This window comes from Rhodococcus sp. D-46 (assembly GCF_011290655.1).
Classification (GTDB): domain Bacteria; phylum Actinomycetota; class Actinomycetes; order Mycobacteriales; family Mycobacteriaceae; genus Rhodococcus_F; species Rhodococcus_F qingshengii.
The window spans coordinates 72517-89657 of sequence record NZ_JAANTF010000014.1 but is presented as its reverse complement, the minus strand read 5'-3'; the positions used below and the strand labels follow the sequence as shown (position 1 = coordinate 89657).

Genomic DNA, 17141 nt, shown 5'->3' with positions numbered 1-17141 from the left:
ACTCGACGTCTCGATGGCGGCGCGTTTTCGGATGTTCGCCGAACAGGTGACGTTGGGTCTTTGTTGCAGTTTCTGCTCGCGACCCAACCTGTCGGTGAAGTGCAGGTCGTTGACGGATGTAGGGGGATGCGTCGATATGTGCGATCGCATCCGTTGCCGGCGAGCCGTGGCGGCGATGCGGCGTGGGCGCAGTCGGCGGCAGCCGTGATGGAGAAGCCGCAGCGGGCGAGATCGGGCTTGAAGTCGTCACCGCGTGGACCGAAGTCGCCGGTGCAGTCATGGACGGCTGTTCTCAATGTCTCCGCGGATGCTCTTTTCGGAGCGGGCGGTGACGTGTCGGTGCTATCGACTGCCGTGATGAGCCGACTCGGTATCGCCTCTGATGATGGTTCATGGAGTTGGATCGCGTTGTCTTTCCCTGTTGTCGGCAGGTTTGTGCAGCGGGTTCAGCTGGCAGCGACACCGCTGGATAGTCGTGATCCGACGTGGAGTCTGCTCGGCCACGAGAGATGGGCGCCGCGTGTAGCTGCGACCGTCGTGGCGGATGCTCAGCGAGGGTTTCTGCTCTGATGTTCCTGCACAACGGATCCGGGCGGTCGAGCGTGTAGTGCTTGCAGGGTTAAACGAGCGGTAACGGAAATCGAACGATGGTCCGCCGTGCGCTTGTGGCGTGGGCGGAGCATCATTTTGCCGTATCCGTCCTTCCCGCCGACTACCGCTCGGTGCGCCGAAGGTACTTGGGCCGTAGGTAATTCAGGAATTCGCGGACAGCTTGCAGTGGCGAGGGAACGAGCGTGCATCACCGGCGAAACTCCGCTCCACCTGGGCTTCTGCTTCGAGACTTCTACCGTGACCTCCGCCCGCTTTTCAGCGCAGAGTTACTCTCTCCGGCACTATTTCCAGACGGTTGACGACAGCAATCGCGTTCGGTCAATCGGGAGTAGACCGTCGTCGTTCTTACGAAGCTTGGTGTAGACCTCTCGCATACTTCCCCTGTCAGGAAGATGGATGCCTCCAGCAGCTTTCTCAAGGATGGTGACCGTATTCACCAGAGCGATCCCTCCGACAGGCCTTCCCATTTGACGAAGTCGGTCCAAACGCCGGATCTCTGTCGTTGCCAAAGCGGCGCCGCCTTGATCGTCGATGATCACTGTGACTTGGTGCCCGGCTTCGGCGTGTACCACCGCGTGCGCGACAACCATGGTTTCACCGAGATCCTTTGCTGTCGCCAATCGTTGATTCCACGGTTGCTGGCTGATGCGGCCCAGTGCGGCAACAAGCTCGGGCGTCGGATCATCGGGAAGCACGTCCAGCAGTCGTGAGGGGATCTTGTTCCAGACTCTCTCCACCTGCGCGAATCGTCGGTCCTTCGCTGACTTGCTGAGCACCTCGTCGCGGACCGTTTCCGGAGTGCTGATCGGGCCCGTCGTCGCGAGCAGCAGCCGTTCTTTGTTGATGGCGAGAAAGCTCAGTGCCGGTCCGGCGTCAATTATCGGCCGTACTGTCATCCGGCAGGATCCTCGTCACTGTCGTCGTCCTCCCAGTCGGTGAAGTCGACATCGACTGTGGGGAGCGCAGCGGCGGAGGCCCATTCCGTCTGATGTTCGATGGGAGTGATTCCGTCTTCGTTGAGGCTCTCGACGACATCACCGACGGGGATTCCACGGAGTGTGGCCAAAGTTTGTGCGGGCACGACGTTCTCGATGTATCCATCGATCGCCCGAGCCAACAGTTTTTGCGGCGCTCGACGTGTGTCGGACTGTGTTTGAAGTGATTCGTACTGGTCAGCCCACCCAAACCGTGCTGCTATCTGCGGTGTGGTCATCGCCATCCATTGGTCTTTGGTGGGTGAGTCGATGCAGCCTGCTTGGTGCATCGCGATAGCCGCCACCGCCGGAGACACGCCGAAAAGCTGAACGCAGGTCGAGAGTGTCCTGAGGTCAGCTGATGCGCCACCGACAATTTGCTTCACACCGGCGACCGGGATCAGCAAGTGCCGAGCGAAGGCATCCGCCCGGATCTCATGGGGCGGGCGGTCGTCACCGGTGTCCTCGATGGCCCAGTCGCCGAACACTACGTGCGCTAGCTCGTGAGCCAATGTGGTGCGTTGACGCATAGGGTTTTTGGTTCGAGCTACGGCAATGAACACTGCGTCACGCGTGCTGTCACGCATTGTGAGTCCGTGTTCGTCCCGGCCACCGTCGAGTACTGCGACGTCATTGCCTGTCGTCTGCTCGATGAGCGCGACGAGGTCGGCGAGTGGCTGGTTGCCGAGCCCATGCTCGCGGCGAAACTCCGCCGCTGCATCGCGGCCTTCGATTTCTGGGTTCACAGGCAAACACCTATGCCCTGGTCTTCGAGGTAGGCGTCGAGTTCGAGGAAATGGATCAGCTGCTCGCGCATCTGCTCCATGTTCGCACCGTTGGTGGCCCTGGCCGCGTACTGGACGCGGTCGGCAACCGTAGAAGTGCCTGTCAGCTCCGCCAAGGTGCAGCCGGTGGCCATGGAGATGGCGAGTAGTTCGTTCGCTTTTGCCGGCCGGGCGTCGGTGATGATTCGCGAGAGGGTCGACTGCGAGATGCCGGCCTCCTCGGCTAGCTTGCGCTGGCTCGGGATGTTGGCGGCGAGCCTCGCCTTCTCGATCCGTGTGCCGGTCGAGGGTGTGGTCATGACAGATACCCTCCTGAATCAGTTTGTCGATGTTTGATTCAGTGTAGATGTGTCGAGGTCATCCGGGCAATAGTGACCTTCGACAACTTGTGGACGAACCCCCAATAACGAGTGGCAAACACTCGCGCTCAGCACCCGTTCGGCCGTTCACAAGCCGTCGGACAGTGCCCACAGAAACTCCGAAATTGAACGCCTCGGAGGTCGGACCAGTCACTCGCCCGGCGTTCAACGGCAGGGGTCATCGTTCGATCAACTCGATCGGATGGTCGAGATCGTATTCACCGATATAAGCAAATACGCGATCATCTTCGGGGCCACTGCCTTCAACGTCGATGAAACCGATGTCGGCGTCAATGCCCTCGGCATCTGCCCTACGAATGATGACGTGGAGACCGGCGTCATTGGCATCCAATCCGATCTGTCGAACTTCGACCTCCATTTCCCGCTTGTCCCCCATCGTCGACCGGAGCCGGATGAGGGAACCAATCATTCGGCCACTGAGGTCAGCGATCTGCAAGGCCTTCACAGATTGTTCGATCTTCTTACGTGCCATGCCTTTGGCCCCCTTCGTTTGGACTGCGGCTTCCGCAGCCCAGGCATCACTCTCACGCGCTCACGGCGCGAGTGCGGCACTCAACCAGTGCCAGACCGTCGAGAATCTATGACGAGAGTTCACCGAAACATGCTGGAGAATAGTGAATCTCAGATCTCGACCTCAGCGATCTGAGATTCGAAATGATCGAGCACCACAATCCGCGCCGATGTGCCGCTGTCGATCAAACGCTCCGCAATCGCCGCAGCAAACGCGGTGGCGCAGCCGGCTGCTGCCCCAGCCACAGTGCCCGACACATCGACGACGTGCGCAACGTCGAGCAACCCGAGGGCCGGAACCTCGCCAAGCAATCGCAGCTCGCGCGTGAATTCGTCGTCGGGTCCGGCCCCAATCACGGCTCGCACCGTGTGCGTGGACAACACATCCCCTCCGTCGGAAGTCTCGGTGACGGTGACCTGGGCTTCGTCCGCCAAGTGAAGGGACAAAGGAGTTCGGCGGATCGGCAAATCAGCGCACAGACTGTCCGGCCGCGGGCTGTCCCTGCGTGTACCAGCCAACTTCGATTGAACGACGATCTGCATGTTGAACCTCCAACGAATCGTGCGGGTCCGCGATGAGCCCGCGATGACTCGACAGTGCGCGTACGGCTCGCGTTGTGCGGCACCACCTTCTGCGTGCCGGCCGAAACATTGATAGTGCAACGTCAGGATCGTCTTGCCAGTGCCTCGGACAGGTTGTAGTTCGTCGCAGGCTCCCCACTGTTGGTCCTTTTGTTGGAGACAGCCTGGTCCACGCTGCCTGCGGCGACGATCAGATAATCAAGCACGCACTAAGCTGATGGTTCTGACCATGGAACGGAGAGAGCTCATGTCCTCACGGGTTTCCCTCGCCGAGCGACTGCAGGTCTTGTTTCGGGTATGGCACCCAGCTAACGAGAGCGAAGAAACGTCGACGGACGCTGCTGCAGCGATCAGCGCTGCTGGACACCAGGTATCAGCTGAACAGATCGACGCCCTGCGATCTGGTGCTCAGACCGAAGCGGATCCAGATTTGCTTACAGCGATCGCCGCGCACTTCCGGACGCCCGCGAAGTATCTGCTCGATGACGATATTCAGGATCTGCACGAACAACTGCTGCTCCTCGAGCAGTTCCGGATGCGGAAGGTGCAGAGCATTCAGCTTCGCGGAGAACGCACTGATGCCGACCGCAGGGCGTTGCTGCGGGTGCTCGGAGAGGGTTCGGATAGCCCCTCAGCGGCCAGCTGAGGTTCCTTGTCAGGGGATCTGCGCGTGGTCCTGTTCGCTGATGCTCGATTGTCGGAGGCGGCCGGCTAGGGACCAGTGCTGGGCGATGAGCATCATGGCTGCGATCGCAGATTCGGTGTCGTCAGGGGCGGCCGGTGCAGTGGCAATCGGAGCCTTTTCATCGAGTGGGCTGAGACCGCGTTTACGTCGTTCAATGGCGTTCTGCAGCTGAGCTGCCTGATAGACCGCAATCGCTTGCGTCGGTGTGAGTCCTAGCTGGGCGAGTTGATCGTCCCAACGTCCGTCGTTGATGGGTTCTGCGTAGTGGTTGAGTCGTTGGACAACGTCGAAAACCTCGCTGGTCACCCTCAGCTGACGTTGACTGTCAGTGAGTGTCCGCCGGTCTCGGATTGTTCCGAATACGAGATCGGGTTCCGTCCGTGTGATCGTCTTCCACAGTCGGTGGATTCTGAACTGGTCCCACAGTTCCCGCCGCATGTCCGAGCGAAAAAATGGGAGCCCTGACAAGGTGACGGCGACGAGCATCATTACGGCGAATAGCCACCCGTTGGAGTTCGATTTCGCTTCGACCAGTCGTTCTCCTTTGCCGCTTCCAGTCAGGATGGCGACTGCCAGCATCTGCAACGATTCGACCAGCATGGACACGAAGAACACGATTACGCCGATCACGGTTACTTTCGTGGATGCGGTTCGGATCCGTTTCCAGCTTCGGAGATAGTCCAGGGTTACCCGGCCTAGTCCGTACGCGGTGAATGCGGCGTAGATCGCGAAGTAGGCCACTGCTTGCCAACCGCCGGTGAGTTCGACTGTTGTTTCTGCGGCGCGTGCTGGCGCCGAGAGGACGAGCAGGAGCACCCCGAGTGTGGTCGCGATGCAATAGAGCGTCGGCTGCTTCCATTGGGGTTCGGCGGGATCCCAGGAGTTGTAGACACCGACGAGGGCTGCCACCGACCACAAGATCAGGATGTGTACGAGTGTTCGGGTGAGCGTCGGCCCGAGTATCGGGTTGAGAACTGACGCGACGGTGGGGTCTTTCAGGGTGAGCGCGATGCACGCGAAGGTCAGTGCGTGGGTTAGTCGAACGTCGTAGTTGTTGAACCTCAGCAGTGTTGACCGCGCTGCCAGCACCGACCACACGAATAGCAGGATGAGCGCGTGGAGGGGGGCGGGGATTGTGTTGGTCATCCGTCTTCACCTCGGACGAATGTGTTGAGCATTCGTGTGTGGCGGGTGTCTTGGATATCCTCGACTGCGCGATCGATGATCAGTGTCGCGAGGTATTCAGCTTCGTATTCACTGCGAGCGGAGAAGCCGCTGCGTCCGAGTATCCCGCGGACCGCGTCGGGATCCAGGCCTGGTAGCCATGCGGACAGCCCTTCGATGTCGATCGACGTGGTTGGTGGGCCTGACTTGGCGGGAACTGGTATCTCGAGATCGTGGTCGAGCAGCATGTGGCCGAGTTCGTGGCAGATGACGATATCGATGTGCCAGGACGGGGAGTCCTCCGGGTAAAGCAGGTAATCGGTTTCGTCAGAGCTGACCCACAGGCCGCATACTTTGCCTTCCATCACGTGTTGTGGCACTGGGGAGAGCACTATCGGGTGTCCGCGATCGTGTGCGATCTGTTCGACCAGTTTCCGGCTGTCCCAGGGATCGGGCAAGGTCAGGTTGTCGAGCGCTTTCCGCACTTTGCGTTTGGATGCCGTTCGAAACATGCTGCCACCATCGCCTTTCGAAGAACTGTGCGTTCCGTTCAGTGCTTTCCCGAACCTGCGAGGGTGCGGTCGACTCGGTTTCGGATCGCGGCGTAGTCGAGGTCGGTTGCCATCTGGTGCACTGCGGACCGATCGTCAGGGTAGTGCCCCCACAACGCAGACCGGCCGTCGGCACTGTGTACCTGTGCGGTAGCCGAAACGCTGGACAAGATCACCGTGGGATCGAGCATGACGGACGTGGCGACACTGTCGTGGGAGGTGTAGATCGGCTGCTCAGCACCGTATGTGTTCGTGCAGTAAACGTGATAGTCCTCGGTGATGGTCTGAATGAAACGCGCAATATTCGATGTCGACGTGAGGGTTTGCAGATCTGCCCACCTCAGTCGTAGCCGGCCTGTGACGTCCATGCCTACCCAGGTCACTGGACCGGGTGTCGCAGCCACTGTCGCGGCGGCGGCTGGGTCGTGGTTGGTGTTGGTATCGCCTTTGGCGAGGAATTTCGGTTGCGCGGCGGCGACGATTTCGCGGCGATCGGCCGTGCCCATTCCGCCCATGATAGTCACTGATCTGAACTGCCGAAGGATCATCGGATCGCGAGTGATAGCGGCTGCAATGTTGGTAAGCGGTGCAAGACACAGCAGGTCGACCTGGCCGGGTCGTTCGCGTCCTGTCCGGAGGATCTGGTCGACGGCGGTTTCGTCGCTCAGTCGAACAGAGGGTGGCGGCTGGAGTCCGCGACCTCCGAGCCCATCGCTTCCGTGTGGGGATGGTGTCGTCGGTGCTGGCCCTGGCCGGGGGCTCCCTACGCATACCGGGATGTCGGTGCGGTTGACCGCAGCGAGGACTGTCAGCACGTTCTGAGCGGCCTGGTGTTCGGTGCAATTACCGAAGACGGTGCCGATGCCTATGACGGACGTGTCTGGTGCGTTGAGGGCTGTCAGTAATGCGAGCGCGTCGTCGACTCCGGTGTCGGTATCGACGAGTACATGCCGTTCCGGGGTGTTCATTTCGGCGGTCACGCGGCCCCTCCCATGTCTGTGCGTTGGCGTCACGAATAGTAGTGACTTCGCTGATCAGATCATTGACGGCCGTCTGGTGATCGTCGGACAGCGTCGTCGCGGCGAAAGCGTCCACCGATCTGACACCCGCCGTAGGTGCCAGATCAGTGGAGGTGTCTAGCTGATCAAGAAGCAGTCCGGCACGATCCGGTCGGCCTCTGCCCACTCGTCTCGGACGTACATCCGTGCGCTTCGCAGGGCGCTCACGACTTCCTCGAAACCGTCGCTGTCTGCGAGCGCCAGCAGGATGTTCGCTATCGCGTCCGAAGCGGCCTCCGTCTCGCTCCTCGAATCCCCGAAGGAACGTTCGGTGTCGAGAAGTTTGCGGCCCGTCCAGATCGCCCGTGTGAGGCACGTTTCGGAGCGTTCACCGATCTCGACGCTGATCCGTACCGGGCTGGTGACCGCGACCGCGCGGGCAGTCTGCTCGACCCACCCGGCTACTGCGTCGCTTCCTTGTGCGATCACATCGTCAGGTACGAGGTATTCGACCCTGGTCGCGACCGCCGTTGCGGCGCGGCTCTCTCCGCCGACCACCATGCGGTGCGCATTCGACGTGAACTGTTCCGTCGACGGGAGCGTGACTAGCTCGCCCGCATCGACGCCGACCGTTGTATCCAGCATGTCGCCGTCGTTGACGACGAACCGGATCGACTGTCCTTGCGGTGCGTCGACACCGACCAGCAGTGTTCCGGGAGTGACGTTCGAGCGGTGGGCATAGATCTTTGCGTCGACGCCTTCGACTCGAGTTTCGATCAGTCCGTCGGTGTCGGTGTGGTCGGCACCCCTGCCCGGGGCTGAGTCGTGGCCGGGTGTGCCCTGCTCTGGGCTGCCGTGCGAGCCTGGGTTGTTGTCGTAGCCCATTTCGTTGTCTCCTAGATCGTCGGGAATCTGACGCTTTCGATTCCATCTCGTCGATCTGATCTGTGCGGCACCGGATTTGAATATTCAATGCCCCGGCAGCGCGCTGGATGAGGATCGGCCGACATCTAAATTTCCGGACAGCGAAACAGCTTTCACTACTTGCCCGACGCAGGATGTCATGTCGGGCAAGTAGTCGAAGTCAGGCGACGATCCGGGGTTCTTTGCCGCTGTAGACGACCTTCAACTCAGTCCCTGATCCGAGACCGTCGGTGTGCGAGGTGAGTTCGTCCGCGTACTCTTCCAAGAACGTTTTGGGGAGGGTGATCTCATCGGAATCGCCGTCGCAGTAGTCGACTTCCACCTCATCGGAGAAGAAATATCCGTTGTCCCATAGCTCCGTGGTGAACTTAACTCTCCGAAGGCCCTTTCGCTCTCCCTGCTCGCCCACAGCGACTTCGAGTTCATCGAACAACGACCGTGGGTCATGCACGCCCAAATCGAGTGCCAGAACCGGCGCGAGGAGCACTCCGATCTCCGCGAGGACCGCCCGGTCGCGGACGGATTCCCTGAGAAGGTCCCCCAAAGTGGCCTTAGCCGCGCCACTCAATTCCTGTGTGTCACCCATGTCGATTCCTCCTGGACTGTTTCGTTGACAGACCCAGGATTAGGGTGCCGGCGCGAGTGTGCGGCACCTTGAGTGTCTCGCCGCACCATCTTGCTTGTGCCCGGTTCCGTCGGACGGCTTCGGACAGGCCGCGCAGTTGAGGTGTTGCCCGCCGGAGAGAGGCTGCGGGCAACACCTCAACTGTCCTGATCAGTGGTTCTGCGCGCCAGCCTGATACACCTCCCACTTCACTCCCCCGGCATCGGCCCACTGCTCGAGAACGATGGCATCGTCTGCGGTCACATCGACAGCGCCCTCACCGAGCGCACCAGCATCGACCAGATTCTTGGCAGCCTCACGTGCCCATTCAGCAAGGATCGGGGTCGCTTCCGCCTCCGAACCCACCACCGCGACCTGGTCGAACATATTGTCATCATGGCCTTGCATCTGGACGACCCATGCTGCGGCGAGTGCATCATCGCCGTACACGATCTCGCCGGATTCTTTGCGAACCTGACCGCCAACTACGCGCAGTCGCCACCGATCGTAATCGTCGCTTTCGCAGGTGATTTCACCGTTAACATCGCTCTCCGCGAGAGCTGAAAGCACCGCGTCGATTTCGCTGGGATCGGAGTGAACCCCTTCCCCTGATACGGATACGATGTATCGACCACCGATCAGCGCATTCCACACCTCTGTGAAGTCGTTCGGATCTTCGGCCAAACCAAGGACTTTGGCCAACGCCCCAGCTATGACCGCACCCGCGTCTTCGTCTCCGTCGGGGGTCAGCCCGAGCGCGGAGATGTCTTGCAACTTGCCGACCGCGTAGGCCAGAGCGGCGCGCCCTTGATCGTTGTCCTGCACAGAAAAGTTCGCAGACGAATAGATGTCAGATCCCATGTCGTTCCTTCGCTTTCATTGACTACGTGTTGAGGTTCTGACGATTCCGTGTCGCTCACGAGTGCGCGTCACGGAATAGGTCGTCGGGTGGGCGGGCCTCGAAGTTGATCTGCACCAATCCGCCTGCCCGCATTGCCTTCGAACTATGCGCATTGAGGACAGGGTCAGCCGCGTTGTCCACAGCTGAGCAATCTCCACCCAGGACAGCAGATGGGCGGGTACGACCGACCGAGAACACACGTTCGGCGTACCGAAGGCGAAACACCCTGTCCCACCGCCGATAGCGGCGGTGGGACAACCACTTCGGATCGCGATCAGTCTGGTACGACGATTCCGAGTTCCGCCAGAATCTGACGCGACGGCGCGAGTGCTTCCTCGAATTTCGTGGGGTGAATCTGCATATCGAGCGCGTACGCCACCATCAGGGCAAGAGAATGCTTGGGGGCTTCCCGCTGAGCTTCCTCGAGCGCCATACGCAACAGCGCTCCGTCGCATGCGAAGTAGGCGAGAACTGCGACAATCGTCGCAGCTTCGGCCCGTGCCGGTCCACAGACCCGACGCGTTACGTCCGCAAAGACAGCGCGTGCAGCCTCACGGCGCCCGGTCAGACCGATAGCCACCACCGCGTCGCGAACACGTTTGTTGAGCAAGCCGCCCGCCAGCTTCGCCACATCGGCGTCAGAGAGTGGGTGGCCGTTCATATGGCGGTCCATCGCGGCGAGAACAGCACGCACGGCCCGCGCCGCTCCTGCGTTGGATGGGGCCTTACTTGCAACGATATTGGCGCCTGTGGCAGTTACTTCGATCCGCAGTTCTTCACGGTCGCTGGCTACACCTCGACCTCGTTCGATCAACGAGTCCAGCGCGGCGGGACATGTAGTCGGGTCGTCGATAAGGCCCTCAGTCTTGCTGCTGTGGTCGATCCATCGCTCACCAAACGCGATCCGATCTACCTTGATCGTTGCCGTCACGTACATTCCGTCGGCCAGGCATGCCGCTGCGACAGCGTTCAACGCGTCGTCTCGCCGAGAATTCACGCCGATTCCGATCAGTGCCACCATGTCTGCACGGTCGTCCTCGTGGCCCACCAGACTCGAAATATCGTGCTCAGCAACGCGTATTGCTGCGTCGAAATCGATCCGCACAGCTGCCGCGAGAGCGCCCTTTGCGAGTCTGACCACGACCAGGCATTCGTCCGGGGTGAAACCGAAGAATGCCGGTACAGCGGTGACAAGTGCTCCCGCACCTCGGATCGCCGCATTGTTCTTGGCCACAGTCGCCATCTCGCTACCCCGTTTCTACGAACTCGCTGGTTGATTACGTTCAGAGCTTGTTCGCACCAGCCCGGCAGTGCGGCACCGCGCACGAACGCCGGCGAACGCTGTTGCTGCAGTTCGCACCGTCTTTCGCCGCATTCGATGAGCGGACAGGATGCTCGTAGTCACTCGACCTGCCATGCAGGCAGCGGACAGGCTCGGTTACGGCGGATTCGGTGTGCAACTGCCATCGCAACTGCACACCGAATCGATCAGGATGCGGCCCAGCCGTAGAACAGCCAGCCGGCCTGCTTAGTACCGAGGAATCCGTCGCACGTCTTCCGTTGTAATGACACCGATGCTTTCGCGTTCACGTCCTTCGCGGTCAGCGTCGCTTTCACCAGCGGTTGACCATCTACACGTCGGGTGATCGAGATGACGTCCAGATCAACAGTTTCGGCCAACAAGGTGGCCCCGATCCCCTTCAGCGCTTCCCTCGCAGCCGCCTGGGTTCGGTGGCCGAGCGCCCACGCTGGTAGCTGGTTCTGGTTCGAACTCACTACGAAGTGGCGAGTCTCCCGCTGTCCGCTGGTCGTGGTGATCTTCGCACGTCTCGTGACGGTGGTTTCCCGAGCTATCAGGAACCAATCCGCCACCTCGTCTTCCGACCGCCCCAGCTTCTTTCCCAGTGCGGAGCGCATCGCATCGTGGTCGGAGTACACCGACCACGGCACCTGGAGGCTCACTGTTACCCGTCCGCCGTTTTCATACACCGGTTGTCGTTCTTCAAGAAGTGGAATCGCTTCGCATGCACTCCATTTGTCGAGTCCGTCCATGCGGTCGCTCGCCAGAGTGAATGCGGCGGCCAAGCTCATTGGGGGAACACGAACGGGATTCACTCCCCGGGTCGTGCTGATGGTGCCGTTGTAGCCGTTGTTTCCGTACTCGCGTACCGCCTCGGCACACAATTCTTCGTAGACAGCCTCAACGTCGCTGTTCGTGTACACCACTTCATGGAAATCGTGACCTCCCATGCTTACTCCTGTTGCTCGCGTGGATATTTCGTCTCCACACTCACCCCAGCGGCCAAGCAGCGCGGCACCCCTGATCACCCCGGACAGCTCGCCGACGCGGCGTCTGTGCATGGACAGCGCTGGTTCCGGAGGCTGCGCGGACAAATTCTGGATCGCTACGCCTGTAATCCGCCCGTGTTCGCATCCGGACTCCGCCGCTCAGGCATCCGGTCAGCGAGGAATGCACTCGTCAGAGAAGCATGCCCTCCAGGGGAGGTGTCAGGCCCGGGATCGCCTCGGGATGAGCGTGACGAGCACTGATCAGATCTACGACTCGTTGGTCGAGGAGTAGGCCTGGATCCAGATGGCGCTTTGCCCGCGTCAAGCCGACATACGCCAGCATCTGCTCATCTCTTAGATCGTCGAGGTCGAGAGGGAACGGAGCATCGTCCGGCTCGAGCTCCCATTCGTGGCTGATTCGCACTCGATCGAATTCCAGGCCCTTAGCTTTGTGACAGGTAGCTGAAACCAGTTCGGCCCTATCTGGTCTCACTGTCGATGCCATCGCTGCTCGCACCTCGTCGACGCCGTATGTGTCGACCAATTCGACCAGCGTTTTCAGTTCCCCCTCCCCTGGCGCGTTCTCTACGTAGTCCTGCAGATCTGCCCATGTCGTGAATGCGGCCAGATCCGCGTCTTTGGGTGATTGCCCGGCCTTCAGCAGTTCAGCGGATTCGCAGAACCGGGTAGCTGCTGCAGCGTCACCGATCAGTGCGGTCGTCTTCCCTGCCTGCTGGGCTGCGATCACTTCGGTCAGCGCAGCACCATTGGTCCGGCACAACACTGCATCGACAGGATCGGAGATCGAGATCAGCCGCGATTCCACGTTCTCGTTGCCGATGACCTGCAATGTTGTGCCGAGTTTCCTGAGGTAGAAGTTCGCGGTGTCTGCGACCGCTGGCCCGAACCGCCATGACTTCGTCAGCGACAAGTATGTGGCGCCGGCGACGTTCGACATGCTGTTGATGGCGCCGGTGAAGCCGTAGATTGCTTGGTTCTCGTCACCTACACGTATCCGCTGCATGTGAACCTGATCGCGAATAATGCTGTCGATCAACGGATTCGCATCCTGCGCTTCATCCAACATCAGGTAGTCACCTTGCCGACCCACGATGGGGTGGGTATCTGCCCACAACTTCAACATGTGGGTAGGTGTGAATTTGATAGTCCAGTTGTGGGGGTCGCGAATCGCAGCCCACGCGCGGCGGGCAATCGGGAGAATATGGCCGACAAGTTCGTCCCGTTGCGCACTGCCGACGTCGATTCCCCTCTGCTCGGGGACGTGCTGTGGTCCGATCTGTTCGTCCATTGTTTTGCAGAATTCGTCAACTGTTGCGAGCGCCAACCTTGTCACCGGATACTGCGCGAGTACCCGGGGGCCATCGCCGCCTGCAGAGAAGAAGATTTTGTGTGAGTTGATCGCCTCCGCCATCTCTCGGAATTTCGATCGTCCGCCATCGAGCTTCGCCAGGAGTGGACCGTGCGCGGTGTTCCGCAAGTGACGGAGCGCGAACGCGTGTGCAGTCGATGTCTGCACTTGTTCAGGAAAGTGTGCTTTCGCTTCGGTAGCCACGGAACGGTTGAACGCGAGGTAAAGACCGTGGCGTCCCGGATTTCTGGCTGCTTCGATCCGTGCGATCCCTTTCAGTGTTGACGTCTTTCCTGTGCCGGCGAGGGCGCAAATGACGAGGTCTGCGCCGGTGTCGAATCCGTCGAGGATGCGAGCTTGTTCCTCGGTGGGATCGAATCCGCCCATGGCAGACCTGACTGTTTGGGTGTCGAGAACCGGGTGCTCCGCCATCACGATGGGGCCGGTGATCGGTGCCGACTGTCTGGCGGCTTTCGGCGTGACTTCGCCCAGCGGGACGAGGTCACCTGCGTCGCATCGTTCGATCATCGCGGCCATCAAGAGGCCACATGCGTGCGCATCATCAGCTGCGCGATGGCTGTTCATTCCCGGCAGTTCGAGTAGATCCAGCAGCGTGGCGAGCTTGTGGTTCGGCGCGATCAGCATCGTCCGGGCCGCCGCGAGTGTGCAGATACCTTGCCACTGTGGTCGAGGCAGTTCCAGGCGAGCGTATTCGGCTGTGAGGAAACGATTCTCGAACGAAAGGCTGTGCGCGACGACTCCACTGCGTCCCACGAACTCGGCGAGGTCCGCGAACACCTCCTCCGATGAAGGAGCCGACCACACCATGTTCGGGGTGATTCCGTGTATCCGCTGCGCGTGGGGATTCAGCGGAACATCGTATCCAGGGTTGATCAACGACTCGAATCTGTCGATCACTTCTCCCCTGTGGTTCATCTTCACCGCGGCCACTTCGATAACCCGGCCGTCGTCCGAAACTCCGGTGGTCTCAACGTCGATCGCAACGAATGGCGTCCGCGTGAGGATTCCCGGCTGCCCAGTCTCCGTTTTGCGGACCTTACGTTGCGTGATAATCAGATCGGTCATGGTGCCCCTTGCAGATGTGGTGATCTCCGATGGGGGACAACTTATTTGCAGCTACTGACATGTGCGTCACCGGCTCACGGCAGGCTCCCACAGAACCGGACACGATCGTGTAGGAAAGCCGTGCACGAAAGGGGCAACTAAGGCTCCAGGACAGCTCGACTGCGAATCTCCTGACGCCTCGCTAGACCAGGATTTCTCCGCCCAGATGCGCCGGACCGGCCCGGATCACACCACTATCCACCATTCCGCCAGTCGCATCACAAGTGCTGCAGCAACTCCCGTAACGATCAGAACTTCGAGCACCCCGGCCCAGTCCGTCCAGTCGCTGGGTAGTCGCCCGTAGATTGCAATGACGAGCACTGCAAGTGCCGATACCAACACCGCGGTAGCGACGCCGAATAGGGAGCTGCCGGCGTGCACACCAACTGCCATCCCAACTCCGACAGAAGCGAAGGCAACTAGCCCGACAGCCCGCCCGTATGGCCCCGCCTCGGAAGTGGCCGGCACGCCCGTGGCAGGTTCCACGCTGTCGCGCGCATTCTCCACAGTTCGATCTCCTTGCTGTCGCGTCTCTCTGGCCTTTTCAAACTGAGCGTCGCAATGGCCAGAGATCCGTGCGGCAACCTCCGAAGAGGGAAAGAGACAGCCGTCGGGTGTGGCAGGACGGATTGAGAACGCAAAACATGGCGGCGAGCTCGGGTTCAGCAGCACTACCTAGATCGAGGGCTCATGCGTCGATGCACTCTCGCATACAACGCAAGTGCAGTTTCCATGTATTCGTAAGCTGCGATGATGCGGGGGTCGTCGGGATCTTCGCCGTCAGCGATGAGCAGTGCGCGGTCGTCTTCGTTCATAGCCTGTTGGACGCATCCGGAGCCGTCCTGGTTCCCCTCCCTGCCTGCGGTAAAACCCTCCCGTGAGCTTCCCCGTACTCAGCGGTGATCGACAGGAAGACTGATGGCGTCTTCGGTAACGCACAGGTCGAGAGTAATGGTGTTCTGATGGTTTCCACTGGTAGCAGCCACTTTTACCACGGCAATCCAGATCGAGGTCGTCGTGCGCAGCCAAGCGAACTGGGTGCCGGCCATGATTCCGTCGATATGGATAGCGGTGGCTTTCACATGTAGCGGTATCCGGTCAGCACGTGGCGTATGGCGGGCGAGACCGAGGGCAATGTCCATGTCCACGAGCACTTTCCGTGGTGGTGTGAGCCAACGGATGTTGGGGTGCTCCGGCCAGGCGTCGACCCATCCATGGGTGTCGATCACAGTGCCTCGAGCAGTCGAGTATCGCTGGCATTGTTCTTCGGGGCGCCATCGAGCGCCTTCCATGTCAGGTTGCCTGTTCCGTCGCGGATTTCCATACGTTGTGTGCGGCGTTGGAATCCCTTGCCGGCAGCCGCGACGTCGAACTGGACGGCGTTTATTCGACCACGCCCGCCTTCGACTCCTCTGTAGCCTGTGACAGTGGCTTCGATGCGCAGGTCCACACCTGGCCAGTTCCCTTGCGTGACAAGAAGTACAGAACCTTTCGAGCGAGCCCGAGCCGTGACAGCCCGCGCCCGACTCGGGGTGACGGCTGCTCCGGACAGCCCGAGAACAACTACGTCGACTCCGTCTAGCATTATCGCGGCGACTTCTACAGCAGCGTCCCGAGGATCGGGTATGAGCGCGATGCGGGAGAGATCACCACCGTGTTCGGTAACGGCGAGGAGTCCGAGTCGGGGCAGGCCGATTACCGCCGCTCGGTGCCCGGCAGCAGTAGCGGCCGCAAGAAGGCCGACGAGGATGGACGCTGCGCCGTCGACGGCGGCGACGGCACCCCGGGCGAGCCCCCGGTGTGGGAGTAGCGCCGCGATCGGGTCGGGCACAGGCAGCACCCGGAGCGTTGATCGGGTCGTGTCCGTACTCGCGGGCGTCTCGACCTTGCGAACTGGCTCAGCGTTCGACTCAGGTAGGGCGTCGACGTTGTTTCCAGCGGGGATCGCAGCGATCTTCCGACGGAGCTGTTCAAGCTTTTGCGCTTTGGACAGCACCTCCGAGGACGGTTGCCGCTGTTCAGGCAGATTCGTGGTCACAATCTGCCTCCCACTGCCGGTCTCTCACTCCTTCACAGTACTAGAACGTATGTTCGATTCGATAGTTTGGGTGTCGACAAGGGAGGATTCTGGGCAGTACTGCCCAGAATCCGGCCGCTCTGCGGTCGAGATCAGATATTCGCGCCGGATTCCACGTGGGCCACTCCAGCGGAGGTCTTTCCGCGTTCCTGACGTTTGGCGTCCAGCTGGTATCCCAAGAGAATTCCCAGCGACAGCACCGTCGTGGACATTAGCGCGCCCATGACGAACTTCCCGGTGAGGCTGCTGTAGATGTCATTGTGATTTACGAGTGCATGCGCGGCGATGAGGCCCGCGACAAGAGAGGAGAAGCCAAGGACCAGTTGAACCGACGTGTGTCGCGCGACGTAGGGATCGCGGTGTCCGTTGAGTACATCGACGATGAACACCATCCCGAAGATTATCGGTGAGATGACCAAGAAGGTGACCATTCGGGTTCCTCTCGTTCGTACGACAGGTCAACTCTCGTTGATCTGGCCTTCGTAGAAGGTCTCGTCCTCGGCCGAATCTTCATTCAACGGTGCCATCTCTGCTCCCCTCCACTGCCTCCGCGAAAACTCTCTTACGCAATACGGTGCCATGCTGGGCTCCGCCCATCGCCGTTCTACTTT

Annotated in this window: 20 protein-coding genes; 2 read left to right on the top strand and 18 right to left on the bottom strand. The window is 60.5% G+C overall.

Annotated features, from left to right (window positions below; all coding sequences use genetic code 11):
• Positions 1-126: 126 nt before the first annotated feature.
• Positions 127-570, top strand: a complete 444-nt coding sequence (locus tag G9U53_RS30620) for a hypothetical protein (RefSeq protein WP_165639830.1) — start codon at positions 127-129, stop codon at positions 568-570.
• Positions 571-893: 323 nt separating this feature from the next.
• Here the strand turns inward: G9U53_RS30620 and G9U53_RS30615 are convergent, their stop codons facing one another.
• The 5 genes from G9U53_RS30615 to G9U53_RS30595 form a co-directional block, all read right to left on the bottom strand.
• Positions 894-1508, bottom strand: a complete 615-nt coding sequence (locus G9U53_RS30615) for a PIN domain-containing protein (RefSeq protein WP_165639829.1) — start codon at positions 1506-1508, stop codon at positions 894-896.
• Positions 1505-2332, bottom strand: a complete 828-nt coding sequence (locus G9U53_RS30610) for an ImmA/IrrE family metallo-endopeptidase (RefSeq protein ID WP_165639828.1) — start codon at positions 2330-2332, stop codon at positions 1505-1507. The genes G9U53_RS30615 and G9U53_RS30610 overlap by 4 nt, the downstream gene beginning before the upstream one ends.
• Positions 2329-2670 carry a helix-turn-helix transcriptional regulator gene (locus G9U53_RS30605; RefSeq protein ID WP_047269114.1) on the bottom strand — a complete coding sequence of 114 codons (342 nt, stop codon included), beginning with the start codon at positions 2668-2670 and terminating at the stop codon, positions 2329-2331. Before G9U53_RS30605 ends, G9U53_RS30610 begins: the two co-directional genes overlap by 4 nt.
• Positions 2671-2908: 238 nt before the next feature.
• Positions 2909-3223: a hypothetical protein gene (locus G9U53_RS30600; RefSeq protein ID WP_047269115.1), complete on the bottom strand. Its 315-nt coding sequence runs from the start codon at positions 3221-3223 to the stop codon at positions 2909-2911.
• Between the two features lie 149 nt (positions 3224-3372).
• On the bottom strand, positions 3373-3804 hold the full coding sequence (locus G9U53_RS30595) for a hypothetical protein (RefSeq protein WP_165639827.1): 432 nt from the start codon (positions 3802-3804) through the stop codon (positions 3373-3375).
• Between the two features lie 286 nt (positions 3805-4090).
• Here G9U53_RS30595 and G9U53_RS30590 point away from each other — a divergent pair, with 286 nt between their 5' ends.
• Positions 4091-4489 (top strand): hypothetical protein, encoded by a 399-nt coding sequence (locus G9U53_RS30590; RefSeq protein ID WP_165639826.1) that lies wholly within the window; start codon positions 4091-4093, stop codon positions 4487-4489.
• 9 nt (positions 4490-4498) lie between these two features.
• Here G9U53_RS30590 and G9U53_RS30585 read toward each other — a convergent pair whose 3' ends face one another.
• From G9U53_RS30585 to G9U53_RS30525, 13 genes are all read right to left on the bottom strand, one after another.
• Positions 4499-5674: a DUF6545 domain-containing protein gene (locus tag G9U53_RS30585; RefSeq protein WP_165639825.1), complete on the bottom strand. Its 1176-nt coding sequence runs from the start codon at positions 5672-5674 to the stop codon at positions 4499-4501.
• Positions 5671-6204 carry a hypothetical protein gene (locus G9U53_RS30580; protein WP_165639824.1) on the bottom strand — a complete coding sequence of 178 codons (534 nt, stop codon included), beginning with the start codon at positions 6202-6204 and terminating at the stop codon, positions 5671-5673. The genes G9U53_RS30585 and G9U53_RS30580 overlap by 4 nt, the downstream gene beginning before the upstream one ends.
• A gap of 38 nt (positions 6205-6242) precedes the next feature.
• Entirely contained in the window at positions 6243-7223 is a 981-nt protein-coding gene (locus G9U53_RS30575) for a nucleoside hydrolase (RefSeq protein ID WP_347570842.1), read from the bottom strand.
• A 156-nt stretch (positions 7224-7379) separates the two neighbouring features.
• Positions 7380-8126, bottom strand: coding sequence for a hypothetical protein (locus G9U53_RS30570; protein ID WP_165639823.1), 747 nt, complete (start codon positions 8124-8126; stop codon positions 7380-7382).
• Between the two features lie 199 nt (positions 8127-8325).
• Positions 8326-8751 (bottom strand): hypothetical protein, encoded by a 426-nt coding sequence (locus G9U53_RS30565; protein WP_165639822.1) that lies wholly within the window; start codon positions 8749-8751, stop codon positions 8326-8328.
• A gap of 189 nt (positions 8752-8940) precedes the next feature.
• Positions 8941-9630 carry a hypothetical protein gene (locus G9U53_RS30560; RefSeq protein ID WP_165639821.1) on the bottom strand — a complete coding sequence of 230 codons (690 nt, stop codon included), beginning with the start codon at positions 9628-9630 and terminating at the stop codon, positions 8941-8943.
• A gap of 314 nt (positions 9631-9944) precedes the next feature.
• The gene (locus G9U53_RS30555; RefSeq protein ID WP_207624732.1) at positions 9945-10904 is read right to left on the bottom strand and encodes a DUF4192 domain-containing protein; all 960 of its coding nucleotides are present in this window, start codon (positions 10902-10904) and stop codon (positions 9945-9947) included.
• A 254-nt stretch (positions 10905-11158) separates the two neighbouring features.
• Positions 11159-11920 carry a hypothetical protein gene (locus G9U53_RS30550; protein ID WP_165639819.1) on the bottom strand — a complete coding sequence of 254 codons (762 nt, stop codon included), beginning with the start codon at positions 11918-11920 and terminating at the stop codon, positions 11159-11161.
• 229 nt (positions 11921-12149) lie between these two features.
• A complete protein-coding gene (locus tag G9U53_RS30545) occupies positions 12150-14414 on the bottom strand; it encodes an exonuclease domain-containing protein (protein WP_165639818.1) in 2265 nt (754 codons plus the stop codon).
• Between the two features lie 225 nt (positions 14415-14639).
• Entirely contained in the window at positions 14640-14846 is a 207-nt protein-coding gene (locus G9U53_RS30540) for a hypothetical protein (protein ID WP_165639817.1), read from the bottom strand.
• Positions 14847-15346: 500 nt separating this feature from the next.
• Positions 15347-15682 carry a hypothetical protein gene (locus tag G9U53_RS30535; RefSeq protein ID WP_165639816.1) on the bottom strand — a complete coding sequence of 112 codons (336 nt, stop codon included), beginning with the start codon at positions 15680-15682 and terminating at the stop codon, positions 15347-15349.
• Positions 15679-16491 (bottom strand): hypothetical protein, encoded by an 813-nt coding sequence (locus G9U53_RS30530; protein WP_165639815.1) that lies wholly within the window; start codon positions 16489-16491, stop codon positions 15679-15681. Before G9U53_RS30530 ends, G9U53_RS30535 begins: the two co-directional genes overlap by 4 nt.
• A gap of 131 nt (positions 16492-16622) precedes the next feature.
• On the bottom strand, positions 16623-16961 hold the full coding sequence (locus tag G9U53_RS30525) for a hypothetical protein (protein WP_165639814.1): 339 nt from the start codon (positions 16959-16961) through the stop codon (positions 16623-16625).
• Positions 16962-17141 lie beyond the last annotated feature (180 nt).

Excerpts from the sequence above, each read along its gene's own strand:
- G9U53_RS30620 (WP_165639830.1), top strand. The coding sequence starts at position 127 with ATGCGTCGATATGTGCGATCGCATCCGTTGCCGGCGAGCCGTGGCGGC.
- G9U53_RS30615 (WP_165639829.1), bottom strand. The coding sequence starts at position 1,508 with ATGACAGTACGGCCGATAATTGACGCCGGACCGGCACTGAGCTTTCTC.
- G9U53_RS30605 (WP_047269114.1), bottom strand. The coding sequence starts at position 2,670 with ATGACCACACCCTCGACCGGCACACGGATCGAGAAGGCGAGGCTCGCC.
- G9U53_RS30600 (WP_047269115.1), bottom strand. The coding sequence starts at position 3,223 with ATGGCACGTAAGAAGATCGAACAATCTGTGAAGGCCTTGCAGATCGCT.
- G9U53_RS30595 (WP_165639827.1), bottom strand. The coding sequence starts at position 3,804 with ATGCAGATCGTCGTTCAATCGAAGTTGGCTGGTACACGCAGGGACAGC.
- G9U53_RS30590 (WP_165639826.1), top strand. The coding sequence starts at position 4,091 with ATGTCCTCACGGGTTTCCCTCGCCGAGCGACTGCAGGTCTTGTTTCGG.
- G9U53_RS30585 (WP_165639825.1), bottom strand. The coding sequence starts at position 5,674 with ATGACCAACACAATCCCCGCCCCCCTCCACGCGCTCATCCTGCTATTC.
- G9U53_RS30580 (WP_165639824.1), bottom strand. The coding sequence starts at position 6,204 with ATGTTTCGAACGGCATCCAAACGCAAAGTGCGGAAAGCGCTCGACAAC.
- G9U53_RS30570 (WP_165639823.1), bottom strand. The coding sequence starts at position 8,126 with ATGGGCTACGACAACAACCCAGGCTCGCACGGCAGCCCAGAGCAGGGC.
- G9U53_RS30565 (WP_165639822.1), bottom strand. The coding sequence starts at position 8,751 with ATGGGTGACACACAGGAATTGAGTGGCGCGGCTAAGGCCACTTTGGGG.
- G9U53_RS30560 (WP_165639821.1), bottom strand. The coding sequence starts at position 9,630 with ATGGGATCTGACATCTATTCGTCTGCGAACTTTTCTGTGCAGGACAAC.
- G9U53_RS30550 (WP_165639819.1), bottom strand. The coding sequence starts at position 11,920 with ATGGGAGGTCACGATTTCCATGAAGTGGTGTACACGAACAGCGACGTT.
- G9U53_RS30545 (WP_165639818.1), bottom strand. The coding sequence starts at position 14,414 with ATGACCGATCTGATTATCACGCAACGTAAGGTCCGCAAAACGGAGACT.
- G9U53_RS30540 (WP_165639817.1), bottom strand. The coding sequence starts at position 14,846 with ATGGCAGTTGGTGTGCACGCCGGCAGCTCCCTATTCGGCGTCGCTACC.
- G9U53_RS30525 (WP_165639814.1), bottom strand. The coding sequence starts at position 16,961 with ATGGTCACCTTCTTGGTCATCTCACCGATAATCTTCGGGATGGTGTTC.